Here is a 20,770-nt window from a genome sequence, read left to right on the forward strand (position 1 = left end):
CGCCCGCCAGATGATGGGCGAACTCTCGCCCCCCCACCCTCCCCCCGCCAGCGTGGTGATGTGGTCGGTCGCCAACGAAACCCCCCAGTCCGAGGCGCGCCTCAGGTTCCTCGAAACCGTGATCGCCGATGTCCGCGCGCTCGATCCCTCCCGCCTCGTCACCGCCGCGCTCAACAAGAATGTCGATGTCGGCGGGGTGAGGGATGGCGAGAGCGTGATCGAAGTGCGCGATCCGCTCGGCGCGAGCTTGGATGTGGTCGCGATCAACCAGTACGAAGGCTGGTACGGCACCCGCACGCCTGCCGAAATCGCCGGGGTCAGCTTCCGCAACACCTATGACAAGCCGCTGATGTTCTCCGAATTCGGCGCCGATGCGCTCTATGGCCAGCGCGGGGCGCGGGAGGAACGCTGGAGCGAGGATTATCAGGCCTGGCTTTACGAGGAGACGCTGAAGGTGATCGAACGCACCCCCGGCTGCGTCGGCCTTGCGCCCTGGGTGCTCAAGGATTTCCGCTCGCCCCGGCGCTGGCACGGGCGGTTTCAGGACATGTGGAACCGCAAGGGACTCCTGTCGCCCGAGGGCCGCCGCAAGGCCGCCTTCTTCGTGTTGCAGGACTATTATCGCAGAAAGGCCGCACCATGAGCATCCTTGCCGCAAGCCTCATGACGCTTGCCACCTCGCCGCTGTGCGACATCCGCGATCATGGCGCGGTGTCGGGCGACGGGGCGCATGATACGGCTGCGATCCAGTCGGCGGTCGATGCCTGCGCGGGCACGGGCGGCACGGTGCTGATCCCGGCGGGCGACTGGTCGACCGGGACGGTGCGGCTCGGGTCGGACATGGTGCTGGAACTGGCCGAGGGCGCGGTGCTGGCGCTCCATCCCGATATCGCGCTGTTCCCGGCGGTCGAGATCGCCCGCGATGCCGATATCACCCCGGCGCGCGCGGCGCTGCTCGCGGACGGGGTCAGCGGCCTCCGCATCACCGGCAAGGGCCGGATCGAGGGCAATGGCGAGGCCTTCTGGGACAGGGATTTCTACGCCTCCGGCTTGGCGCGCCCCACCTTGCCCCGCCCCGGCCCGGCGATTGAACTCGCCAATTGCCGCGACACCCATGTCGAAGGCATCACCCTTGCCAACATGCCCGCCTATGCCCTGCGCTTCCACCGCTGCGACGGGGTGAGCGCGCGCGGCATCACCATCCGCAACGATCCGCGCAGCCCCAACACCGACGGCATCCAGATCCGCGACACCTCGAACGCGGTCATCAGCAGGGTCGACATCCGCACCGGCGACGATGCCATCGTGCTGAAGTCGGGGGATCGCCCGGTCGACAACATCCTCGTCGAGAACAGCTATCTCGAAAGCGACGATGCCGCGCTGAAGTTCGGCACCGGATCGCGGGTGGGCGTGACCAATTCGGTGTTCCGCAATCTCACCATCGCCCATTCGCGCTACGGGATTGCGCTGTTCATGATCGACGGGGGCACGCACCGGAACAATCTGTTCGAGGATATCGCCATCACCACCGGCGGACGACATCCGCGCCAGTTTCCGGTCTTCATCGACATCGACCGGCGCGAGGCGGATCGCACGCTCGGCCGGATCGTCGACACCACCTTCCGCCGCATCGCCATCACCACCTCCGGCGCGAGCCTGATCGCGGGCAATCCCGATGCGCCGATCGAGGGGCTGGTGCTGGAGAATGTCGTCACCGATGTGCGGGGTGCCGTAGACGTCACCCGCCGTTCGGCCAAGCCGCGCGGCAATGTCCAGATCGCGGCGCAGGCGGGCAGCACCGACTATTCGACGCGCCCCGGCCACATGGTGCTGGCCCATGTCCGGGGGCTGGTCATGCAGGACGTAAGCTTTTCCGAGGCCGCCACGACCGATCAGCGGCGGGCGATCATCGGGATCGACGTGACAGAGCGGGAGGGCGAATGATGGAGCGGCGCGATCTGCTGAAAGCGGGCGGGCTGGCCGCCCTGGGTCTCGGCGCGCTGGGCGGGGCTGCGCCGGTTGCGGCGGCGCCCGCCTGCACGCCCTTCGCCCCGCCGCGCGACCTCACCGAGCGCCTGCGCGCCGCCGCCGCCCGCCCGGTATTGCGGACCGACCGGCTGGGGAGCGATCCCGTCATCATCGCCAGCATCGATGTTCTGCGGCGCGATGGGCAATACCTCATCCGGGTGCGCGACCGTGACGGGGCCGAGGGCTGGACGCTCACCAATTCCGAACAGTTCCCGGCAGTCTATCCGCTGATCGGCCTCAAGCTCGCGCCGGTGTTCATCGGCCGCGATGCCCGCGATCTCGAAGCCCTTCAGGCCGAGGCCTATCTCTACGACAGCAATTACAAGTGGCAGGGCCTCGCCCTGTGGGAATGCATGGCGCGGCTGGAGCTGGCGCTGCTCGATCTGCTCGGCAAGCGGGCGGGCCTGCCGATGAACCGCTTGCTGGGCGATCCGGTGCGGGACTCGACCGGCGTCTATTTCGCCAATGGCGACCGCGCCCGCAGCGCCGAATGGGTGGTCGAACGGTTGCAGCGCGATGTCGCCAAGAGCGGGGCCAAGGCGGTCAAGTTCAAGCTCGGCGCGCGCATGGCCGAGACCGAGGCCAGCACTGCGCGCGACCGCAAGCTGATCCCGCTGATGCGGCAGGCCTTCGGCCCCGACATGGTGCTCTATGCCGATGCCAATGGCTCCTTCGGCGTGGACAGCGCGATCGCGATGGGGCGGCTGCTGGAGGAGCATGATTACGGCTTCTTCGAAGAACCCGTGCCCTTCGACCATCTGGCCGAGACCAAACAGGTCGCCGATGCGCTCAGGATCCCGATTGCGGGCGGCGAGCAGGATCCCAGCCTGTGGTCGCTGGAATGGCAGCTGGCCTCGGGCGCGATCCGGATCGTGCAGCCTGACCTCATCTATTTCGGCGGTCTGATCCGGTCGATGCGGGTGGCGCGCATGGCCGAGGTGCTGGAGCGCAACTGCGTGCCGCATATCTCCGGGCGCGGGCTTGGCAGCCTCTATGTCACCCATTTTGCGAGCCTCTTGCCCAACACCACCGACTATCAGGAATACAAGGGCGATCCCGATCCGGTGCCTTACGAGGTGACCGGCAAGGGCGGGCGGTTCGTCGCGGTGGACGGGCGCTTGCCGGTGCCGGAGGGGCCGGGGCTGGGGATCACCTTCGATCCCGATTACCTCGCCTCGCTGGCGCCCGTCCCGGTCTGATCACACCATTCGGGCGCAAGGGCGAGGCATATCGCACCCAGCGCCGCTTCCCAGCGGGCATTGCGTGTCGCTTGCGGCACGGGCGGCTGCGGGCGGCGCATTCGGTAGTGGAACACCGCCACCTGCTGCGGCATCGCGCTGGCGGCTTCGGCGACGTGATCGACATTCTTGCGCGCATCGTCGACGAAGATCACCGCGTCGTATTCCCGCCCGAGGCTGGCGAGCAGCACCCGCAGCATCACGCCCTTGTGCAGACCGGCCGCGTTCATCACCCCGTCGCTGACCCCGACGGGGCGGCCCTTGGCGAAACCGAGGCGCCCGAGTTCCGCCTCGCCCACCACCTCCTGCGCCGCCGCCAGCACCACATCGGGCGGCAATATACCGCGCTTAACGCACAGCGGCGGGCCGCATTCGGGGGCGCGGGGGAAGGCGATCCCGGCGCGGGTCAGCTCCCGCAGGGTCATGTCGCGCATGTCCTCGCCCCGGGCAGTGAGGGCGTAGGTGGCGATCCCGGCCGCATCGAGCCGCGCCAGCTCGCCCGCCAACCCCGGTTCGGTCGGGGCGAGGGATTTGAGCGCCATCAGCGCGCGTTCCACCGAGCGGAACTTTTCCGGCTCGCTGTCTTTCATGTCGCCCAGCTGAGGCCCCCCTAAAGGGTCGTAAAGCAGGGTCGAATCGACATCAAAGACGACCAAGACCCGGTCTGGCCCCACTCTGGAAGCCGTCTGCAAGGCATTGTCAATGGCCGAAGACATTGAATCTATGACAAAAACCTGTCCAGGAGCAGCCTTTTCGGCGATTTCTGCACGCGAAAGGTGAGCCGCCCCGCCATTCGACACGGCGAATCCCAACATCGCAAGTGCCGTGGCCATCGTCCGCCGCCTCGCCTGCTGCCTCGTCATCGCCTCAGCCTTTCCGCCTGTGCATCCCCCAAAAAGGGAAGGACACCCGGGTCGGGGTGTCCTTCGAGAAAGCGCGCCAACCGGAGAGAGACCGCCGCGCCCCCTGGGGAGGATCAGAACGTGATGCGCGCACCCACCTGATAGGTCGCGCCGAAATCCTGCACACGCTCGTAAAGCGGGAAATTGTTGCCGCGATAGAAGCGGATGTCTTTTTCGCCGGTGATGTTGATCGCATCGGCATAGAGCTGCACGCCATCGGCCACATTCACGCGGATGTTGATGTCGAACTGGGTATAGGCCGCGCGGAAGCGATCCTGCGGAAAGCCCTCGACATCGGCGAAGGTGGTGTTGGACAGGCCGGCGAGCGTCTCCCCCCGGTGGTTGACCGAACCGCGCAGCGAGAAGGTCTTGTCTTCATAGCCGAGCGAGAAGTTGCCGGTGATGTCGGCCTGATCGGGGAAGGGCAGATCGATCCCGGGGCGCAGCGAGGTTTCCGCCTTGCTGTCGGCCAGCGTCAGGTTGCCGGTCAGGAACAGGCCCGACAGGATCCCCGGCGCGTTGGGGAAGGTCTGCGAATAGGACAGCTCGATGCCGGTCACTTGCGCGCTCGCCCCGTTGACGACGGTTTCGATGCTGCGGAAGTTGGGATCGATCCCGGGCGGCAGGGTGATCGGCGCCTGGGCCAGCACATTGGTTTCGAAGTCGAGGAAGAAGTTGCGGATTTCCTTGTGGAACACCGCCGCCTGCAGCACCGTGGTCTGGTTCGGATACCACGCCACCGAGACGTCGAAATTGTCGGACGAAAGCGCCGCAAGATTGGGGTTGCCGGCCACCAGATCGCGGGTGTTGTCGGGGTTGGTGGTGTCGAAACCGACCCGCTGGCGATTGGCCGCATCCTCGAAATCGGGGCGGGCGATACCCTTGCCATAGGACGCGCGCACCAGCAGCGTGGGCGTCACGTCCCAGCGCAGCACAAGGCTGGGCAGCACGTCGGTATATTCGCGCTCCGCCGTGCCGAGGAAGATCGGGATCACCGGCCCGCCATCGGCATTGCCCTCGCCATCGGCCTCAAGGAAGAAGCCGGTGCTTTCGAACTTGGTGTTCTCGACGCGCACCCCGGCGATGACCTGGAAATTGCCGGTCAGCTGAAACCGCCCGAGCGCATAGCCCGCCAGCACGTCTTCACCCAAGGTAAAGTCGCTCGCCGCCGAGTTGTCGGCGCGGAAGAAGCCGGGGACGTTCAGCAGCGTGTCGCGCGAATCCAGATAGAGCTGGCGTGCTGCCCGCAGCGACGGGAACGGCCCGAAGGTCTGGAACCGCGGCTGCTGGATCAGCGGATCGACATTGTTGAGCGTGACGTTGATCCCGCCGATCGCCGGATCGCCATTATATTCGATCTTGTCGGCAGACTTGTCGCGCTGGCGCAGCTTGACCCCGGTCTGGAACGAGATGTCGCTGTTCACATCCCAGCGCAGATCGGTGCGCAGGGTCATGATCTCGTCGAGCCGGACTTCCTCGATGAACAGCAGGCTCTGGAAGCGGTATTGGGCAAGGTCGAAAGGATCGGGACGGGTGCGGTCGCGGAACGCCTCGATGAAGGCGCTGTCGCGGCCATAGGTGACGTTGGTGCCGATATCGTCGATCTGGAACCGCCCGCGCACCCCATCACGCTGGGTCCAGCGCGAGCGCGAGAAATCGACCTGCGATGACCAGGTGACGTCGCCGAAAGTGTTGCGATGCCCGCCGGTGATGACGAACTGGCGGTCGGTGGTCGGCTGGAAGAAGGTCTGGTTGCGCTGGCGCACGTCGATATAGCGCCCGCTGCCCTCGGTGATTTCCTGGATCTCGCTGCCGGTGGCGCGTTCGATCTGCCACTGCGACTGGATGCGGATATCCTCATCCTCCAGCCGGGTGATCTGCGTGCGCAGGTAGTATTCGGTGTTGTCGTTCGGGCGGTATTCGATGTTGAGCGTGCCGCCGTAGCGCGTGCGATTGCCGACCTCGAAGCGCTGGTTGACCTCGCGCGGGTAGAGGAAGATCTCGCCATTGCGCGACAGGCGCTGGAAGCCGTCTTCGTTGCGCAGATCGTCGCCTTCGATGAAGCGCTTGAAATAGCTCCCCGTCAGCGCGACACCGAGGGTGTCGTTCAGGAATTTCCGGGCGAGGCTGAAGGACGCCTTGGGGCCGACCGCCTTGGCATATTCGCCCGCCGATCCTTCAAGGCGCACCGCGGTGATGTCGCCCCCGTTGTCGAAGGCGGAGAGCGACTTCAGCTCGACCGCGCCGCCGATGGTGTCGCCGTCCATGTCGGCGGTGTAGGTCTTGGTGACCTCGATGCTGCCGAGCAGGTCGGAGGGGATCACGTCAAGCGCGACGGTGCTCGATCCCGCGTCCGAGGTGCCGATGCGCGCGCCGTTGACGGTGACCTGGGTGAAGCTCGACGGCAGGCCGCGGATCGAAACGAAACGGCCCTCGCCCTCGTCACGCTCGATGGTGACCCCGGGGAGGCGCTGGAGGGCTTCGGCGCTGTTCTGGTCGCCGAACTGGCCGACATCGTCAGCGGTGACGATGTTCTTGAGGGTTTCGGCCCGGCGCTCGGCACGGATCGCTTCGTTGAGCGCGCCGCGCTGGCCCGAGACGATGATCTCCTCTTCCGCCGGAGCGGGGGGCGGGGCCTCTTGTGCGGCGGCGGCGGTAGCCAGCAGATTGCCGATTGCCAGCAGGCTGGCGCCCAGCACCAGACGCACCTGCATCGCGTTTCCGTTCGTGGACGGAGCCTTCATCTCGTTATCTCCCCCAATGCCGGCCGATGATCGCCCCCGGGCGCTCTGCCGATCAATCAGTGAGTACTGATTAGGCCGCAACGACAATATTGGCAAGTATGATTTTAAATTTTGGTCTGTCCAATTGTGCGGCGGTGGCTAGGGCGTGTCCGTGGTCTGCCGCAGATCATAGGCATAGAGCGCGAAACTGTGCGGCCCGGGCAGGGTGAAGGGGAGCGTGCCGGTCGGAGAAACAGTCACTTCCGCTGCGTTGCCGTGCCCGGCGACCGGGGTCAGCCGCAAGGTGCTGCCAGGCGGCAGAAGGGTGGCAAGCTGCGCTGTGCCGCGCGCGTTCGCCTCGCGCAGCACCAGCAGATAGCCGCTGCGCCCGCCCGGCGCGACCGACTGGAAGCCGGTCCAGGCGGTGCCGTCGGGCTGCTCGCCGATCGGCAGGATGTGGCCGGCGTGGATGCGCGCGGCGTGATCGCGGTAGGTGCGGATCAGGCCGGGATCGGCCAAGGCGCCCTCCGGCATCCCGGTCGCCTCCAGCCATGCGAGCGGCTGGGCCATCATGGTGACGGCAAAGGCATAATCCTGCCCCGCGCGCGCCGGGGCGAGCTGGTCGCCGGGCGGGTAGCGGTCAGGGTTGCGGGCGACGTTCAGGAACTCGATCTGGAGAAATTGCGGCGGGACATGGGCGGCCAGCATCCACAGGTTCCGCAAGGTGCGATAGGGGTAGTAATTGCCCCAGTCGGTGTAGCGGTTCTCGACGAACAGGTTGCCATAGGCATTGACGGGATCAAGGTATCCGGGGCGGCGGCCAGCGGTCGCATCGAGGTTGAAGACCGCCCGCCCGCCGGTCGCGGCGTGCACCTTGGCGAACATCCGCTGAAGGTTCGCGGCGGCGGCGCGGGTGGGCTGTTCGATCCCGTCGATCTTGAAGATGCGGATACCGTGCTGGCGGTAAAGGCCGATCAGGATGTCGGCGTCGCGCTCCCACAGGGCGTAGTCTTCGCGCCGGGTGGGGTTGAACCACAAGCCGATCTCCACCCCGAGTTCGCGCCCGCGCGCCACCACCGGGCCAAGCCCGCGCGGGAAGCGCTGCGAGTGGGGCCGCCAGCTCTCCGTCGACCATTCCTCCCACAGCTGCCCCTCCTTGGCCGCCGAATTCTTCGACAGGCCCGCCTGCCAGCCATCGTCGAGTTGCAGGTGGGTGAGGCCGAGCCGCGCCGCCGCCTCCAACTGGGCGAGGGCAAAACTCTCCGACATGGCCGCATCGCGGTTGCGATCGCCCCAGGTGTTCATCAGGATCATGCCGTCGCGGGCGTGATCGTATGTCCGGCGCGTCGCCATGTATTCGCGACGCGCCAGCAGCAGCGCGGCCTCGCCATGAGCCGCGATGCCGAGGGTGACGGTGTGCCCTTCCTGCCAGACGTCGGGCGAGAGGGTTGCCGGGTCGATCCCGCTCCCCTCGATCCGGACATTGCCCGCTTGCAGCACCATGTCGTGCCCCGGAAAGGCGATCTGGTCGGCCCCCAGAGGCGCTTCCTTGATCACGAACACCTGCCCCGGCCCGACCCGGTCGGTCAGCGTCAAGGCGCCGGCGGTCAGTGCCAGAGGCTGGCGGTAGAGTTCGCCCGGCTGATCTGTCACCAACCAGTCGTGATAATCGGTCGCCGCGCGAAAGGCGGTGGCGGTAAAGGCCCAGTGGCCGGGCGGCAGCGCGAGCCGGTCGATCACGTCGCCATCGGGCGCGCAGGCGAGATCGGCGCTCTCGATCACATCGCGCCCGGCCTTCGCGGACTTGTCGGCGGCGCGGGGAGCGCCGCGATAGGCGAGGGTGCAGGGGATTGCGGGCACCCGGGGAAACACCCGGCAGGTGCGTCGGACGTCCAACCCCTGTCCCTCGGTCTCGACCGTCAATTCGAGATGCGCGGGACGGATTGCGGTCGCTTCCACCTGCCGCAAGGACAGGCGCGCGGCGGCGGGCTTGGGCGCTATGCCGAGCGGGGCAAGATCGGGCTCGGCTCCCGCCATCGCCCAGCCCGCATCGCCATCGCGGAACCCCAGCCACACCGTCGCCAGCGCGCCATCGTTCCACGCCATGCGCCGCACGATCCGGCTGTTGGCGAGCACCACTTCGGCCCCGTCGAAAGTGATGCGCGCATCCTGCAGCGCAAGGCTTTGACGTTCCTCGGCAGCAGCGGGTGAGGCCAGCAGCGCCGCCCCCGCCAGCAGGCCCGCCCACATCATTCCGCGCCCTCCACCGGAAGCCCGCGCGTGTCATGATAGTAGTCGCGCAGCACGTCGTATGCCAGCTTGCGCCGACCCTCCGGGTCGATCAGGCCCTTGCGGTTCCAGTATTCCTGAAACCGTCCATGGAACCGTCGGGGCGAGCGGAAGTCCTTCAGGATCCAGGGCGACATCCCCGCATAGTTCGGGATGCGCGCCGTCATGGCGACATATTGGCGGTAGATTTCCGCCTGATAGTCCTCGCTCCAGCGCACCGAGGGATCGGCGCGGTAGCCGTGGAGCGCGTCGGCGCCGAATTCGCTGAGGATGATCGGCTTGTCAAAGCGCGTCTCCCACCTGACGCCTGCCACTTCAGGCGGGGTCAGCGGACCATACCAGCCGTCATAGCGGTTGATCGCCAGCACATCGAGATGCTCGGCCAGCGGATCGTTGACCAGGATCAGGTTCCCGTCGTCCAGCCCGCCCGCCTCGGGCAGCTTGTCCATCGCTGCGGAGATCAGGCGCGAGGGATCGGTGGCGCGCGCCTCGGCAATAAGGCGCGCGAGGAAGCGGTTGCGGGCATCGTTGATCGGAGTCTCGTTGGCGACGCTCCAGATCACCACGCTCGGCCGGTTCATGTCGCGCGCGATCATGGCGCGCAGCATGGCGCTGGCCTCGGCATAGGTCACCTCGCTGTCGAAGGCGATGTCCCAATAGACCGGGATCTCGCTCCACACCAGTAGGCCCATCTCGTCGGCGAGGCGCACCATGGTTTCGGTGTGGGGGTAATGGGCAAGGCGCACGAAGTTCGATCCCAGCGCCTTGGCCTCGGTGAGCAGCGCGCGGGCGGCGGCTTCGTCGAGCACGCGGGTGGGCCTGGTGCCTATCGCCTCCTCGTGGATCGACACGCCGAGCAGGGTCAGCGGCTGGCCGTTGAGGAACAGCGCATTGCCGCGCCGTTCGATGGTGCGAAAGCCGATGCGATCGGTGACGCTGTCCGCCCCTGCCGCGAGGGTGAGGGCGTAGAGGCGCGGGGCCTCGGGGCTCCAGCGGGCAGCCTTGCGGGGCAAGGGGATGGTGCCCGCCACGCGGCCCTCGGCGTCGGCTGTCGCGCTCCAGCTGCGACCGAGTTCCGGCAGGCTGAAGCGCACCTCGGCCCCGGCGCTGGCCGGCCCGTCGAGCGCGGCGGAAAAGGCGATCCGGCCTGCGCTGTCGAGACCCACGTGATAATCGCGGATGAAGGTTGCGGGCAGCTCCACCAGCCGCACCGGACGGGTGATGCCGCCATAGTTCTGCCAGTCGAAATCCTCCGCCGGGATGGTGTCGAGCCCGTGCGCGGCATCGACCGAGACGACCAGCGAATTGCTCCCCGCCAGCAATTTGCCCGTCACTTCGAATTCGAACGGGGTGAACCCGCCGCGATGCCGCCCGAGCAATTCGCCGTTGAGGAACACGCGGGTGTCGTAGTTCGCGGCCTCGAAATGCAGGACGTAGCGCTTGCCCGGCTGCGGGGTGGCGTCGACCTTGCGCCGGAACCACACCATGCCTTCGTACATCGCCATTTCGGTGACCTGGCTGTTCCAGTCGCCCGGCACCGTCATCAGCGGCGAGGTGTCCCAGTCATATTCCAGCAGCGGGTGATTGGTCGCCGGGCGATCCTGCGCGAAGTTGCGCTGCATCCCGCGCTTTCTGATTCCGAGACGCGAGCGATCGACGATGTAGTGCCACTGGCCTGACAGATCAGTGCCGCTGCGGGCGCGGATGTTCTCGATCGTGACGGGGGGCTCCGGAGCAGACTCGGGCGATGGTTCCGCCCACGCGCTCCCGCCGATCAGCGCCAGCAGCAGGCCCAGCAGCGTGCCGTTCCGCAGCTTGATCATCGCGCGTCTCCCCTCATCATCTTCCACTCTGGCGCGGGGTAACAAGCCTGTTAGGCCCGGTCAAGAATTGGTAAGGACAGTTGATCGTTCTTGACAGACCAATATTTCCTGCCGAGATAGCGGGGACATTGCAGGCAGCCCTGTGCGACGGGGTGGGACAGGATTGAGGGGCCATGAAGATCACATCGGCACGCGTTATCGTGACGTGCCCGGGACGCAATTTCGTCACGCTCAAGATCGAGGTCGAAGGCGGGCTCACCGGGATCGGCGATGCGACCCTCAACGGGCGCGAGCTGGCGGTGGTGTCCTACCTTGAGGACCATGTCTGCCCCGCGCTGATCGGCAAGGACGCGCGCCGGATCGAGGATATCTGGCAGTTCCTCTATCGCGGGGCCTATTGGCGGCGCGGGCCGGTGACGATGCGCGCCATCGCGGCGGTCGACGTGGCGCTGTGGGACATCAAGGCCAAGGCCGCCGGAATGCCGCTCTACGATCTGCTCGGCGGCAAGAGCCGGGAGCGAATCATGGTCTATGGCCATGCCAATGGCGCGGATATCGACGCGACGGTGGAGGCGGTGGGCCAGTATATCGCCATGGGCTACAAGGCGATCCGCGCCCAGACCGGGATACCGGGGGTGAAGGATGCATACGGCGTGGGGCGCGGCACGCTGTTCTACGAGCCCGCCGACGCAGCCCTGCCCTCGGTGACGGGGTGGGACACGCGCAAGGCGCTCAACACCGTGCCCCGCCTGTTCGAGAAGCTGCGCGACACCTATGGCTTCGATCACCACCTGCTGCATGACGGCCACCACCGCTACACCCCGCAGGAGGCGGCGCATCTCGGCAAGCTGCTCGAACCCTATCAGCTGTTCTGGTTGGAGGATTGCACCCCGGCGGAAAATCAGGAAGCCTTCAAGCTGGTGCGCCAGCACACCACCACGCCGCTCGCGGTGGGCGAGGTGTTCAATACCATCTGGGACTGCAAGGATCTGATCCAGAACCAGCTGATCGACTATATCCGCACCACCATCGTCGGCGCGGGCGGGGTGACGCATCTGCGCCGCATCGCCGATCTCGCCGCGCTCTATCAGGTGCGCACCGGCTGCCACGGGGCGACCGATCTCTCGCCGGTGACGATGGGCACCGCGCTGCATTTCGACAGCTGGGTGCCCAATTTCGGCATTCAGGAGTATATGCGCCACACGCCCGAGACCGACGCGGTCTTCCCGCACGATTACCGCTTCGAGGACGGCCACATGATCGTCGGCGAGCGCCCCGGCCACGGAGTCGAGATCGACGAGGAACTGGCGGCGAAATATCCCTACAAGCCGATGCAGCTTCCGGTCGCCCGGCTCGAAGACGGCACGATGTGGAACTGGTGAGGCTGTGGCAGAGGGCACGGCCCCGCGCGGCCTGATCTGTTTCGGCGAATGCATGATCGAACTCGCCCGCGCGCCCGGATCGGGCGATTGGCGGATGGGCTTTGCGGGCGACACCGCCAACGTCGCGATCTATGCCGCGCGCGCCGGGGTGGACGTGGCCTATCTCAGCGCTCTGGGAGCTGACCCCTACAGCGAGGAAATGCGAGACTTTCTGACCGGCGAGGGGGTGGACTGCCGCCTTGTCCTCACCCACCCCGCCCGCGTCCCCGGCCTCTACGCCATCCGCACCGACGCGCGGGGCGAGCGCAGCTTCACCTATTGGCGCGAGCAGTCCGCCGCGCGCGATGTCTTCGCGCTGCCCGAAGCGCCCGCCGCGCTGGCCGAGGCCGGGCGGGCGCGGATGCTCTACCTGTCGGGCATCACGCTTTCGCTGTTCGACGATGCAGGCCGCGCGCAGGTGGCCGCGCTGGCCGAGACGGTGCGCGCAGGCGGGGGCGCAGTGGTGTTCGACGGCAATTACCGACCGCGCGGCTGGGCCGATGCTGCCGCCGCCCGCGCCGCCTTTGCTGCCATCGCGCCCCATGTTTCGATCGCCCTGCCCACCTTCGAGGACGAAGCGGCGCTCTATGGCGATGCCGACCCGCTGGATTCCGCCGAGCGCTGGCATGACGCGGGCGCGCGGCTGGTGGCGGTGAAGATGGGCGATGCGGGCGCGCTGCTTTCGGTCGCGGGCGAGCCGCCGCGCCTCGTCCCCTGTCCCGAACGCAAGGCGGCGCGCGACACAACCGGGGCGGGGGATTCGTTCAACGCCGCCTTTCTCGCCGCGCTGCTTGTCGGGGCTGATCCCGAGACTGCTGTTCGCGCCGGACACCGGCTGGCGGGCGCGGTGGTGATGCACCCGGGCGCCATCATCCCGCTGGAGGCCATGCCGCAATGATCCGCCCTGAGTGCAACGCCTGCCGCGCCTTCACCGACCTGTCGGGCGTGTGGCGCATCGCCTTCGACGAGGACGGCACCACCGACTGGTCGCACGGCATCCCTGCCGAGAGCGCCCTCGCCATCGCCGTGCCGGGCAGCTGGAACGAGCAGCTGGCCGAGGCGGGCTTCATGAATTTCTGTGGCGCGGGCTGGCTGGAGACCGAGGTGTTCCTCCCCGCGCTTGCCCCCGGACGCGCCCTGTCGCTGCATTTCGGCTCGGTCGACTACTACGGCGAGGTGTGGCTCGACGGCGAGCATCTCGGCGCCAGTTCTGCGCCGATGCTGCCCTTCGCAGTCGCCGTGCCCCCCCACTTCGCCACGGGCAGGCGCGCGCGGCTGATAGTGCGGGTCGATGCGCAGCTGCACCCGGACGAGGCGACGCAGGGGATCACCCAGGCGACCTATGCCGAGGAACGCCGGCCGCGTGACGAATATCTGCCGGCGGTGCGCTTCGACTTCTTCCCCTATGGCGGGATCAACCGCCCGGTGCTGCTGGCGGAGACCCCCGCGCAGGGCCTCACCGGCTGGCGGGCGACGAGCGACCTTGCGGGCGTCACCCTGGCGGTCGAGGCCAGCGCCGGAGCGATGATCCGTGCGACCCTGTCGGACGACGCAGGCGCAACCCTCACCACCGCGCCCCTTGCCGAAGGCCGCGCCGCCCTGCGCCTCGATCCGCCCGCGCCCCGGCTGTGGAGCCCGGACAGTCCGCATCTCTACCGCCTCGACATCGACGTGCTCGATACAGGCGGTGCGGTGATCGACGCGGGCAGCCAGCCCATCGGCCTCAGAACCTTCGCCATCGACGGAGCCCGCTTCCTGCTGAATGGCGAGCCCATCACCCTCAAGGGCTTCGGCAAGCACGAGGAAAGCCCGCTGCACGGGCGCGGGCTCAACCTGCCGCAGCTGGTCAAGGACTTTCATCTGCTGAAGTGGATCGGCGCCAATTCGGTCCGCACCTCGCACTATCCCTACAGCGAGGAATTCCTCGATCTCGCCGACCGGTTCGGGGTGCTGGTGATCGACGAGGTGTTCTCGATCAACCTCGATTTCCGTCGCACCACGGCCGCAACCCTCGCCTGGCACAAGCGCGCCGTCAGCGAGCTGATCGCCCGTGATGCCAGCCGCACCTGTGTGATCGCATGGTCGCTGGCGAACGAGCCGGGTTATCTGGCGGAACCCACCTACCGCGAGGCCAGCGCCCCCTATTGGCGCGCGTTGTTCGCTCATGCGCGCAGCCTCGATCCCACCCGGCCCATGACTCACGCCAATGTCGGCTATGCGGGCAATGACGATCCGGCCTTCGCGGAGGCCGACTTCATCGGGATGAACCGCTATCACGGCTGGTATTCCAACCCCGGCCAGATCGGCGCGGCGGTCGAAGCGCTGCGGCGCGATCTCGATGCGGTGGCGGTGCATGGCAAGCCGGTGATGCTGCTCGAATTCGGGGCCGATGCGCTCGCCGGGCAGCACGCGACTTACGATCAGCTGTTCACCGAGGAATATCAGGAGCGCCTGATCGCCGCCTATTGGGCCGAGATCGAGCGCCACCCGGCGGTGCAGGGCGGGCATGTCTGGAACTTCGCCGATTTCCGCACCGCGCAGCATGGCCGCCGGGTGGTGCATAACCTCAAGGGCGTGTTCACCCGCACCCGCGAGCCCAAGATGGCCGCCTGGGCGCTCCGCCGCCTGTGGGGGGCGGCATGAGCGAAATTCGTCCTTTGGCCCGGAAAGGCATGATCGGCTGGGCGGCGGGGGATTTCGGCTTCAACATCTTCTGGCAGACGCTCAATCTGCTGCTGCTGCCGTTCTACACCGATGTGCTGGGCCTCGACGCGGCGCTGGCGGGGACAGTGTTCCTGATCGCCAGCCTGTGGGACGGGTTCGCCGACACCATCATCGGCGCGCTGGCTGACCGCACCCGCAGCCGCTGGGGTTCCTACCGCCCCTACCTGATATTCGCCTCGCCGGTGCTGGTCGCCTCGTTCATCCTCGCTTTCCTGACGCCGGAGTGGGAGCAGGGCGGGCTGTTCCTCTATGCCCTGCTCAGCCAGATCTTCCTGCGCACCGCCTATTCCCTGGTGTCGATCCCTTACAGCTCGCTGTCGGCGCGCATCTCGCAAGACGCCGACGAGCGGGCGAGCATGGCGGGGTGGCGGATGTTCTTCGCCTTCTCCGGCGGGGCCTTCGTCACTTTCGTCATGCCGCAGCTGGTGCAATCGCTGGGCGAGGAGACGAGCGCCAACACCTATATCCTTGCCGCCGGGCTGACCGGCCTCATCAGCCTGCCGTTCTTCTGGCTGACCTTCGCCACCACTTCCGAACCCGCAGCCTTGCGCGAGGCCAACCCGCGCGGCTTCTCGGTGGCGGCGAGTCTCGAGGATTTCCGCGACACCCTGCGCATGGCCGCCGCGAACGGCCCCCTGGTGCGGATCTTCGGCTGCATCATCGTCAGCAGCCTCGCCTTCACCATGACCAACAAGTGTCTGGTCTATTACGTCACCTATTATCTGGAGCGCCCGGATCTCGTCCCCCGCATCGTGCCCTTCGCGCTTGCGATCAACCTCGCCTTCGCGCCGCTCTGGGCGATGCTGGCGCGCCGGACGAGCAAGCGGGCGACATGGCTGGCGGCGAACGCGCTGAGCGCGGTCGGCTACTCCGCCTTCTTCCTCAGCCCCTCGCGCGATCCGCTGGTAGCGAGCGCGCTGATCGCGGTGATCTCGGCGGGCAACGTCGCCTATCAGGTGCTGTTCTGGGCGATGCTGCCCGATACGGTGGAATACAATGCGTGGAAGACCGGCCAGCGGCATGACGGCAAGGTGTTCGGCATTGCCTCCTTCGCCAAGCAGCTGGCGCTGGGGCTGAACGGCGGGCTGCTTGGCGTGCTGCTGGTGTGGATCGGCTACACGCCCAACGTGCCTCAGACGGAGGCGACCTTGTGGGGGTTGAAGGCGATCATGGCGCTGGTGCCGCTGACCGGCGTGGCGCTGTCGGCATGGCTGATCTGGGGCTACCCGCTCGACCGGGTGATGCACCGCAGACTGGTGGAGGGTGATTATGACGGCACGCATTGACCGGCGCAGGGTTCTGGCGGGGATGGCGCTGGCGGGAGCGGGCCTCGCCGCGCCCCTGCCATTGCTCGCCGCCAACACGGGCCGCGCGCGCATCGCCAAGGTCGAAGCCTTCGCCGTGCCGCGCGCGGTGTTCGTCAAGCTCACCGCCGACGACGGCACCACCGGCTGGGGCGAGGCCGGGCATTCGGGCGGCAAGCTGGTCGCCGAAGTGATCCGCCGCGAACTCGCCGCGATCTACGAAGGCGCGGACGTGTTCGATGGCGACGGGTTGTGGGCGCGGGCCTATTACGAAATCGACGAGCTCGGCCCCGGCGGTCTGGCCAGTCAGGCGCTCGCGGGCGTGGATTGCGCCTTGTGGGACTTGCGCGGCAAGCTGCTCGGCCTGCCGGTCTGGGCGCTGCTGGGGGGCAAGGAACGGGGGAGCTTCCCGGTCTATGGCAGCTTCAGCCGCGATCTCGGGCAGGGCAAGTATATGACCCCGGACGAGGCCGCGCGCCGCGCCGCCGAGATGCTCGGGGAAGGCTTCACAGCGATCAAGGTGCGCATGGCTATCCGCGAGGAGAACGCCGATCCGGCCGATGATCCCACCCTGCCCACCGCCCGCGCGGTGAGGAAGGCGATCGGGGACGCGGTGCCGCTCTATGTCGATGCCAACAACGGCTACCGCGCCGCGCGCGCGATCGAAGTGGGCCGCGCGCTGCATCAGGAACTGGGCGTTGCGGTGTTCGAGGAACCCTGCGCGATGCACCACTATGCCAGCATGGCGCAGGTTTCAGGCGCGCTCGACATGGCGATTGCGGCGGGCGAGCACGAATACACGCCTTTCGCGTTTCGTGACCTGATCGATCACGGGCGGCCCGATCTGCTCAATCCGGACGTGTCGAAGCTGTCGGGGCTGACAGCGGCGCGCCATGTCGCCTCACTCGCCTGGCTGCGCGATCTGCCGATTTCGGTGCACAATGCCCGGCCCACGCTGCTGTCGGCCGCACACGCGCATTTCGTCGCCTGGGCACCCACCGCCAGCCGTCCGCAGGAACATCCCGGCGCGGTGCGGCTGAAGGAGCTGTGGCGCTATTTCCGCGCGCCGATGCTGCCCAAGGACGGGATCTTCACCGTGCCCGACACCCCGGGCCTGGGGCTGGAGCCGGACGAGCCGGCAATCCGCGCCGACGCCAGTTAAAGCCGTTCGGACACTTTGTAGCGATCCCGCTGCGCCGCCGCCTTGGCGCGGGCTTCCTCGATCGCTTCGATTTCGGTCGAGGCGAGCAGATATTCCAGCACCCGGCCCAGATGCTCGCGCATCGCCGTGCGCGCCGCGACCGGATCGCGCGCCCGCAGCGCCTCGATGATCGCGCGGTGTTCGTCGATCACCGGCTTGTGCCCCTTGCTGCGCGATTTCTCGAAGGTGCGGATGCATTGCGGGGAGCGGTTGCGCACCATCCACAGATGCTCGACCGCCGATTGCATCGCGCTGTTGCGGGTGCACCCGGCGAGGAATTCGTGGAACCTTTTGTCCACCATCTCGCCCGCGCCTGCGCCGGACTGGTTGGCGGCCTCCATCTCGGCGAGCAGGCGTTCCAGTTCGGCCAGTTCATCATCGGTGATGTTCGCGGCGGCGAGCGCCGCAGCCTCGCCCTCGATCAGGATGCGCGCTTCGGTCAGTTCGAAGGCGCCGATATCGCGCTCCACCCCCTCGCGGCTCGGGGTCTGGCTGATGACATAGACGCCCGAGCCAATCCGCACTTCGACCAGCCCTTCGATCTCCAGCGCGATCACCGCCTCGCGCACGGTCGGGCGGCTGACGTTGTACATCGCGGCCAGCTCGCGTTCGGCCGGCAGGCGATCGCCGGGCTTGTATTCGCCCGAGGCAATCAGCCGGGTCAGCTTTTCAGCGAGCGCCTGATAGAGCCGTGTTGTCTGTTTGGTCGGGAGCGATTGCATGGTCTGACACTGTCCTTACCAATTTGACTTGGCAAGTCCGATTATCCTGATTGTGTGTCCGATACCCTTCCGGGAAAGCCGCCATTCGCCAATCCACCCATCTGCGGTCATGAGCGTGACCAATCGGCGATCCCAAAAGCAGCTCGGCTGCTTTTGGCGAAACCAGTCGATCAACGCGGCTGCCGCCAACGACTAGGTTTGGGTCGGCAGCCGACACTCAGCGCGATGTTCATTTAACTGATCTGGCTTTGAACCTGCGCCCAGTCGTGGAATCGCCTTGGCGGTGGATCACGAATGATCTGCCTTTCTGGTATGTTGTGTGATCCAACTGCCGCCATTGCAGCGCATCGGCCTGGATCATCGTTGTCCGAGGCTATGTAAAGGGTGCCAACATGGTCTGGAACCTTGATTAGCGCGAGACGCTCATTCCCGAGTGCTGCCCAGCACGGGACTCCTTTGATCTGAGCATAGCTTGCCGCATCCTCTATGCCCTCAGCAATGGCGAGCACGTTGCCTTCGAACTGTGGAGCCCAAGCGCCCTGTCCGGGTTTGCCGAGCATGAACTTGCCATCATGCCATGTTCCGTCGTCCGTCAGCCTGATCCGCTGGAGAGCCGTCAATTTGTGCCTAGTTCGGACAGCGACCAGCAACGCGGGCCGGAAGGTGGTTTCGGGCTTGCGGCCGAACGGGCACCTTGGATGAAAGCGTAAGTCGGGGAGATCGACTGACAGTCGCCTCGATCGAAGGTAGACTTCGCCGAGCGTTCCGCGGATATCCGTGGCCTGATCCCATATCCTTCTGACGTTTGGCGCAGTTCGTTCTGGCTGATAGCTTGGGGCAGAGGAATTCAGGATTGGCTTGGTCCGAACGATTTCGCGCAGGACATCCTCGCTGCGGCAGCCCGCGAAACAATGAACCAGAAGACCCCGCTCGCCCTGCCGGACAGAAAGGGAAGGGGTTCTGTCTGCGTGCGCGGGGCAGACGCACATCGCGTAGGAACCGTGCCAACGGCCCTTCAGTGCAGCAACGATGTCGATGGTCTCCTGGGTGGGTTTGAGCGCAATCAACATAAACCCGCTCCTCTCAGCTAAGCCTCACCATCTTTCCCCTTTGGATCGACCCGACCTTCTCCTGCACGGCTCGCGATGGCCAACGCCCCTTTCGTCTGTGCGATGCCAGATTGTACGCGATTGCCATGCGGCGCGTGTTCATTTAGAAAAGTAGGGCGATATCCGAACCACGCCGAAAGGTGTGGTCATGAAAAATCTTCTATTTTTCCTGGTTGCTTTGACGCCGACGCCATCGTCGGCGCGCGAAGCCATTCTCGACGTGTTTTCGCCAGAGGCAAAACCGGACTTCGCTGTGCTCGCCCCACAGTTGCGCGGGACGGTCGATCTCGAGCAATCAGTGGAACCGCCTCCGGCTCTAGTGGATGCGTTTTCACCAGAGTTGAACAGCGACTTTGAGTTGGTCCCTCACAGCTTCGCGATTAATCCCTATGCCGCGCGTCCCGCTGTTCCTTCGTGGATGCGGGCAGGTGCATCATTCATGGGCCCTGCTTCTTCACTCTTTCGCCCTTTGCAGGACGACCCACTCTGCCAGTCCCGCAGCTTCTTCCCGCGATATGGTATCAGCAGGGATGCCCAGGCTCGCCGGACAGCCTATTTCAACCTGATCGTCGACGTCGCTTGTGCTGCCGGCGTGCCCGTTGTTCTGTTTGACGCCTTGCTGGCGCAGGAAAGCAGATATCGTCCCTTCGCCCGAAGCAGCGCCGGTGCGATGGGCATGGCGCAGCTGATGCCCGGTACGGCTCAATATCTGCGTGTCAGCGATCCTTGGGATGTTCGGCAAAACCTTGTCGGCGGTGCGCGGTATCTGCGCGAGCAGCTGGATCGCTTCGGGACATGGGAGCTTGCACTGGCTGCTTACAATTCAGGCCCGGGACGTGTGGACCAGTTTGGCGGCATCCCGCCGTTTCGTGAGACCCGCAACTATGTGCGCACGATCATGGGTTCGATCGGCAATCTGAATTCGACCGGCGGCGTGTCGCTTGCCTCGGCAGCACTTCCCGCGCCCAATCCGTTTCGCCGGGTGATGCTTGCCTCTTTCGAAGGACGATCAGACGTTCCAGAACACTGAGAACCCAGTAGCCCAAGCATAGTACACACTGATCGCCAGGATGACGGGCGCGCCCTTGAGGTAGTTGAGCTGCCAGCGCAGCCAGAGCTTCGGGATGACCAGAGCTTTCTGGAGCCCCGTTTGGTGCGTGGGTCGCCATCTGCCACTGCGCCAGTCGTCGGCAGTCACTACTACCGCGAGCACTGCGCAGATCAGCGCCATCATTCCCACGCCGATGTAGAGCGATGTCCAAGCGATAAGGGCTTCCTGCTTCATG

16 protein-coding genes are annotated in these 20,770 nt (G+C 66.3%); 9 read left to right on the plus strand and 7 right to left on the minus strand.

Annotation, left to right across the window (positions count from 1 at the left end; all coding sequences use genetic code 11):
* From ACLBKT_RS14560 to ACLBKT_RS14570, 3 genes are all read left to right on the plus strand, one after another.
* On the plus strand, positions 1-643 hold a 643-nt coding region (locus ACLBKT_RS14560), incomplete at its 5' end, for a glycoside hydrolase family 2 TIM barrel-domain containing protein (protein ID WP_410183709.1).
* Positions 640-1,944, plus strand: a complete 1,305-nt coding sequence (locus ACLBKT_RS14565; RefSeq protein ID WP_410183710.1) for a glycoside hydrolase family 28 protein — start codon at positions 640-642, stop codon at positions 1,942-1,944. The genes ACLBKT_RS14560 and ACLBKT_RS14565, both read left to right, overlap by 4 nt.
* Positions 1,941-3,227 (plus strand): mandelate racemase/muconate lactonizing enzyme family protein, encoded by a 1,287-nt coding sequence (locus tag ACLBKT_RS14570; RefSeq protein WP_410183711.1) that lies wholly within the window; start codon positions 1,941-1,943, stop codon positions 3,225-3,227. Before ACLBKT_RS14565 ends, ACLBKT_RS14570 begins: the two co-directional genes overlap by 4 nt.
* Here ACLBKT_RS14570 and ACLBKT_RS14575 read toward each other — a convergent pair.
* The 4 genes from ACLBKT_RS14575 to ACLBKT_RS14590 all read right to left on the minus strand — a co-directional run bounded on the left by ACLBKT_RS14575 (position 3,194) and on the right by ACLBKT_RS14590 (position 11,003).
* Entirely contained in the window at positions 3,194-4,129 is a 936-nt protein-coding gene (locus ACLBKT_RS14575; RefSeq protein WP_410183712.1) for a DUF2608 domain-containing protein, read from the minus strand. The two genes, ACLBKT_RS14570 and ACLBKT_RS14575, sit on opposite strands and share 34 nt — an antisense overlap.
* 113 nt (positions 4,130-4,242) lie before the next feature.
* Positions 4,243-6,912 (minus strand): TonB-dependent receptor, encoded by a 2,670-nt coding sequence (locus ACLBKT_RS14580; protein WP_410183713.1) that lies wholly within the window; start codon positions 6,910-6,912, stop codon positions 4,243-4,245.
* A 138-nt stretch (positions 6,913-7,050) separates the two neighbouring features.
* Positions 7,051-9,144: a hypothetical protein gene (locus ACLBKT_RS14585; RefSeq protein ID WP_410183714.1), complete on the minus strand. Its 2,094-nt coding sequence runs from the start codon at positions 9,142-9,144 to the stop codon at positions 7,051-7,053.
* Entirely contained in the window at positions 9,141-11,003 is a 1,863-nt protein-coding gene (locus ACLBKT_RS14590) for a glycoside hydrolase family 2 protein (protein WP_410183715.1), read from the minus strand. The genes ACLBKT_RS14585 and ACLBKT_RS14590 overlap by 4 nt, the downstream gene beginning before the upstream one ends.
* 173 nt (positions 11,004-11,176) lie before the next feature.
* On the opposite strand from ACLBKT_RS14590, the gene manD reads away from it, so the two are divergent.
* Genes manD through ACLBKT_RS14615 form a run of 5 tightly spaced genes read left to right on the plus strand, consistent with a single transcriptional unit; the run spans position 11,177 to position 17,614 of the window.
* Positions 11,177-12,385, plus strand: coding sequence for a D-mannonate dehydratase ManD (gene manD / locus ACLBKT_RS14595; RefSeq protein ID WP_410183716.1), 1,209 nt, complete (start codon positions 11,177-11,179; stop codon positions 12,383-12,385).
* A gap of 4 nt (positions 12,386-12,389) precedes the next feature.
* A complete protein-coding gene (locus ACLBKT_RS14600) occupies positions 12,390-13,322 on the plus strand; it encodes a sugar kinase (RefSeq protein WP_410183717.1) in 933 nt (310 codons plus the stop codon).
* Positions 13,319-15,067, plus strand: a complete 1,749-nt coding sequence (locus ACLBKT_RS14605; protein WP_410183718.1) for a glycoside hydrolase family 2 TIM barrel-domain containing protein — start codon at positions 13,319-13,321, stop codon at positions 15,065-15,067. The genes ACLBKT_RS14600 and ACLBKT_RS14605 overlap by 4 nt, the downstream gene beginning before the upstream one ends.
* On the plus strand, positions 15,064-16,434 hold the full coding sequence (locus ACLBKT_RS14610) for an MFS transporter (protein ID WP_410183719.1): 1,371 nt from the start codon (positions 15,064-15,066) through the stop codon (positions 16,432-16,434). Before ACLBKT_RS14605 ends, ACLBKT_RS14610 begins: the two co-directional genes overlap by 4 nt.
* A complete protein-coding gene (locus tag ACLBKT_RS14615; RefSeq protein ID WP_410183720.1) occupies positions 16,418-17,614 on the plus strand; it encodes a mandelate racemase/muconate lactonizing enzyme family protein in 1,197 nt (398 codons plus the stop codon). The genes ACLBKT_RS14610 and ACLBKT_RS14615 overlap by 17 nt, the downstream gene beginning before the upstream one ends.
* Here the strand turns inward: ACLBKT_RS14615 and ACLBKT_RS14620 are convergent.
* Both ACLBKT_RS14620 and ACLBKT_RS14625 read right to left on the minus strand, forming a co-directional pair.
* Entirely contained in the window at positions 17,611-18,375 is a 765-nt protein-coding gene (locus ACLBKT_RS14620; protein ID WP_410183721.1) for a FadR/GntR family transcriptional regulator, read from the minus strand. The genes ACLBKT_RS14615 and ACLBKT_RS14620 overlap by 4 nt on opposite strands.
* A 233-nt stretch (positions 18,376-18,608) precedes the next feature.
* Positions 18,609-19,445, minus strand: a complete 837-nt coding sequence (locus ACLBKT_RS14625; protein WP_410183722.1) for a toprim domain-containing protein — start codon at positions 19,443-19,445, stop codon at positions 18,609-18,611.
* A gap of 187 nt (positions 19,446-19,632) precedes the next feature.
* On the opposite strand from ACLBKT_RS14625, the gene ACLBKT_RS14630 reads away from it, so the two are divergent.
* Entirely contained in the window at positions 19,633-20,514 is an 882-nt protein-coding gene (locus tag ACLBKT_RS14630; RefSeq protein WP_410183723.1) for a lytic transglycosylase domain-containing protein, read from the plus strand.
* Here ACLBKT_RS14630 and ACLBKT_RS14635 read toward each other — a convergent pair.
* Positions 20,494-20,769 (minus strand): hypothetical protein, encoded by a 276-nt coding sequence (locus tag ACLBKT_RS14635; RefSeq protein WP_410183724.1) that lies wholly within the window; start codon positions 20,767-20,769, stop codon positions 20,494-20,496. The two genes, ACLBKT_RS14630 and ACLBKT_RS14635, sit on opposite strands and share 21 nt — an antisense overlap.
* Between the last annotated feature and the right edge of the window lies 1 nt (position 20,770).

The organism is Erythrobacter sp. W302b (genome assembly GCF_046452395.1).
In the GTDB taxonomy this organism is placed as follows: domain Bacteria; phylum Pseudomonadota; class Alphaproteobacteria; order Sphingomonadales; family Sphingomonadaceae; genus Erythrobacter.

Coding starts and splice junctions, on each gene's coding strand:
- ACLBKT_RS14635 (WP_410183724.1), bottom strand. CDS start 20,769: ATGAAGCAGGAAGCCCTTATCGCTTGGACATCGCTCTACATCGGCGTG.
- manD (WP_410183716.1), top strand. CDS start 11,177: ATGAAGATCACATCGGCACGCGTTATCGTGACGTGCCCGGGACGCAAT.
- ACLBKT_RS14630 (WP_410183723.1), top strand. CDS start 19,633: ATGAAAAATCTTCTATTTTTCCTGGTTGCTTTGACGCCGACGCCATCG.
- ACLBKT_RS14605 (WP_410183718.1), top strand. CDS start 13,319: ATGATCCGCCCTGAGTGCAACGCCTGCCGCGCCTTCACCGACCTGTCG.
- ACLBKT_RS14610 (WP_410183719.1), top strand. CDS start 15,064: ATGAGCGAAATTCGTCCTTTGGCCCGGAAAGGCATGATCGGCTGGGCG.
- ACLBKT_RS14615 (WP_410183720.1), top strand. CDS start 16,418: ATGACGGCACGCATTGACCGGCGCAGGGTTCTGGCGGGGATGGCGCTG.
- ACLBKT_RS14590 (WP_410183715.1), bottom strand. CDS start 11,003: ATGATCAAGCTGCGGAACGGCACGCTGCTGGGCCTGCTGCTGGCGCTG.
- ACLBKT_RS14580 (WP_410183713.1), bottom strand. CDS start 6,912: ATGAAGGCTCCGTCCACGAACGGAAACGCGATGCAGGTGCGTCTGGTG.
- ACLBKT_RS14565 (WP_410183710.1), top strand. CDS start 640: ATGAGCATCCTTGCCGCAAGCCTCATGACGCTTGCCACCTCGCCGCTG.
- ACLBKT_RS14620 (WP_410183721.1), bottom strand. CDS start 18,375: ATGCAATCGCTCCCGACCAAACAGACAACACGGCTCTATCAGGCGCTC.
- ACLBKT_RS14570 (WP_410183711.1), top strand. CDS start 1,941: ATGATGGAGCGGCGCGATCTGCTGAAAGCGGGCGGGCTGGCCGCCCTG.
- ACLBKT_RS14575 (WP_410183712.1), bottom strand. CDS start 4,129: ATGACGAGGCAGCAGGCGAGGCGGCGGACGATGGCCACGGCACTTGCG.
- ACLBKT_RS14625 (WP_410183722.1), bottom strand. CDS start 19,445: ATGTTGATTGCGCTCAAACCCACCCAGGAGACCATCGACATCGTTGCT.
- ACLBKT_RS14585 (WP_410183714.1), bottom strand. CDS start 9,144: ATGATGTGGGCGGGCCTGCTGGCGGGGGCGGCGCTGCTGGCCTCACCC.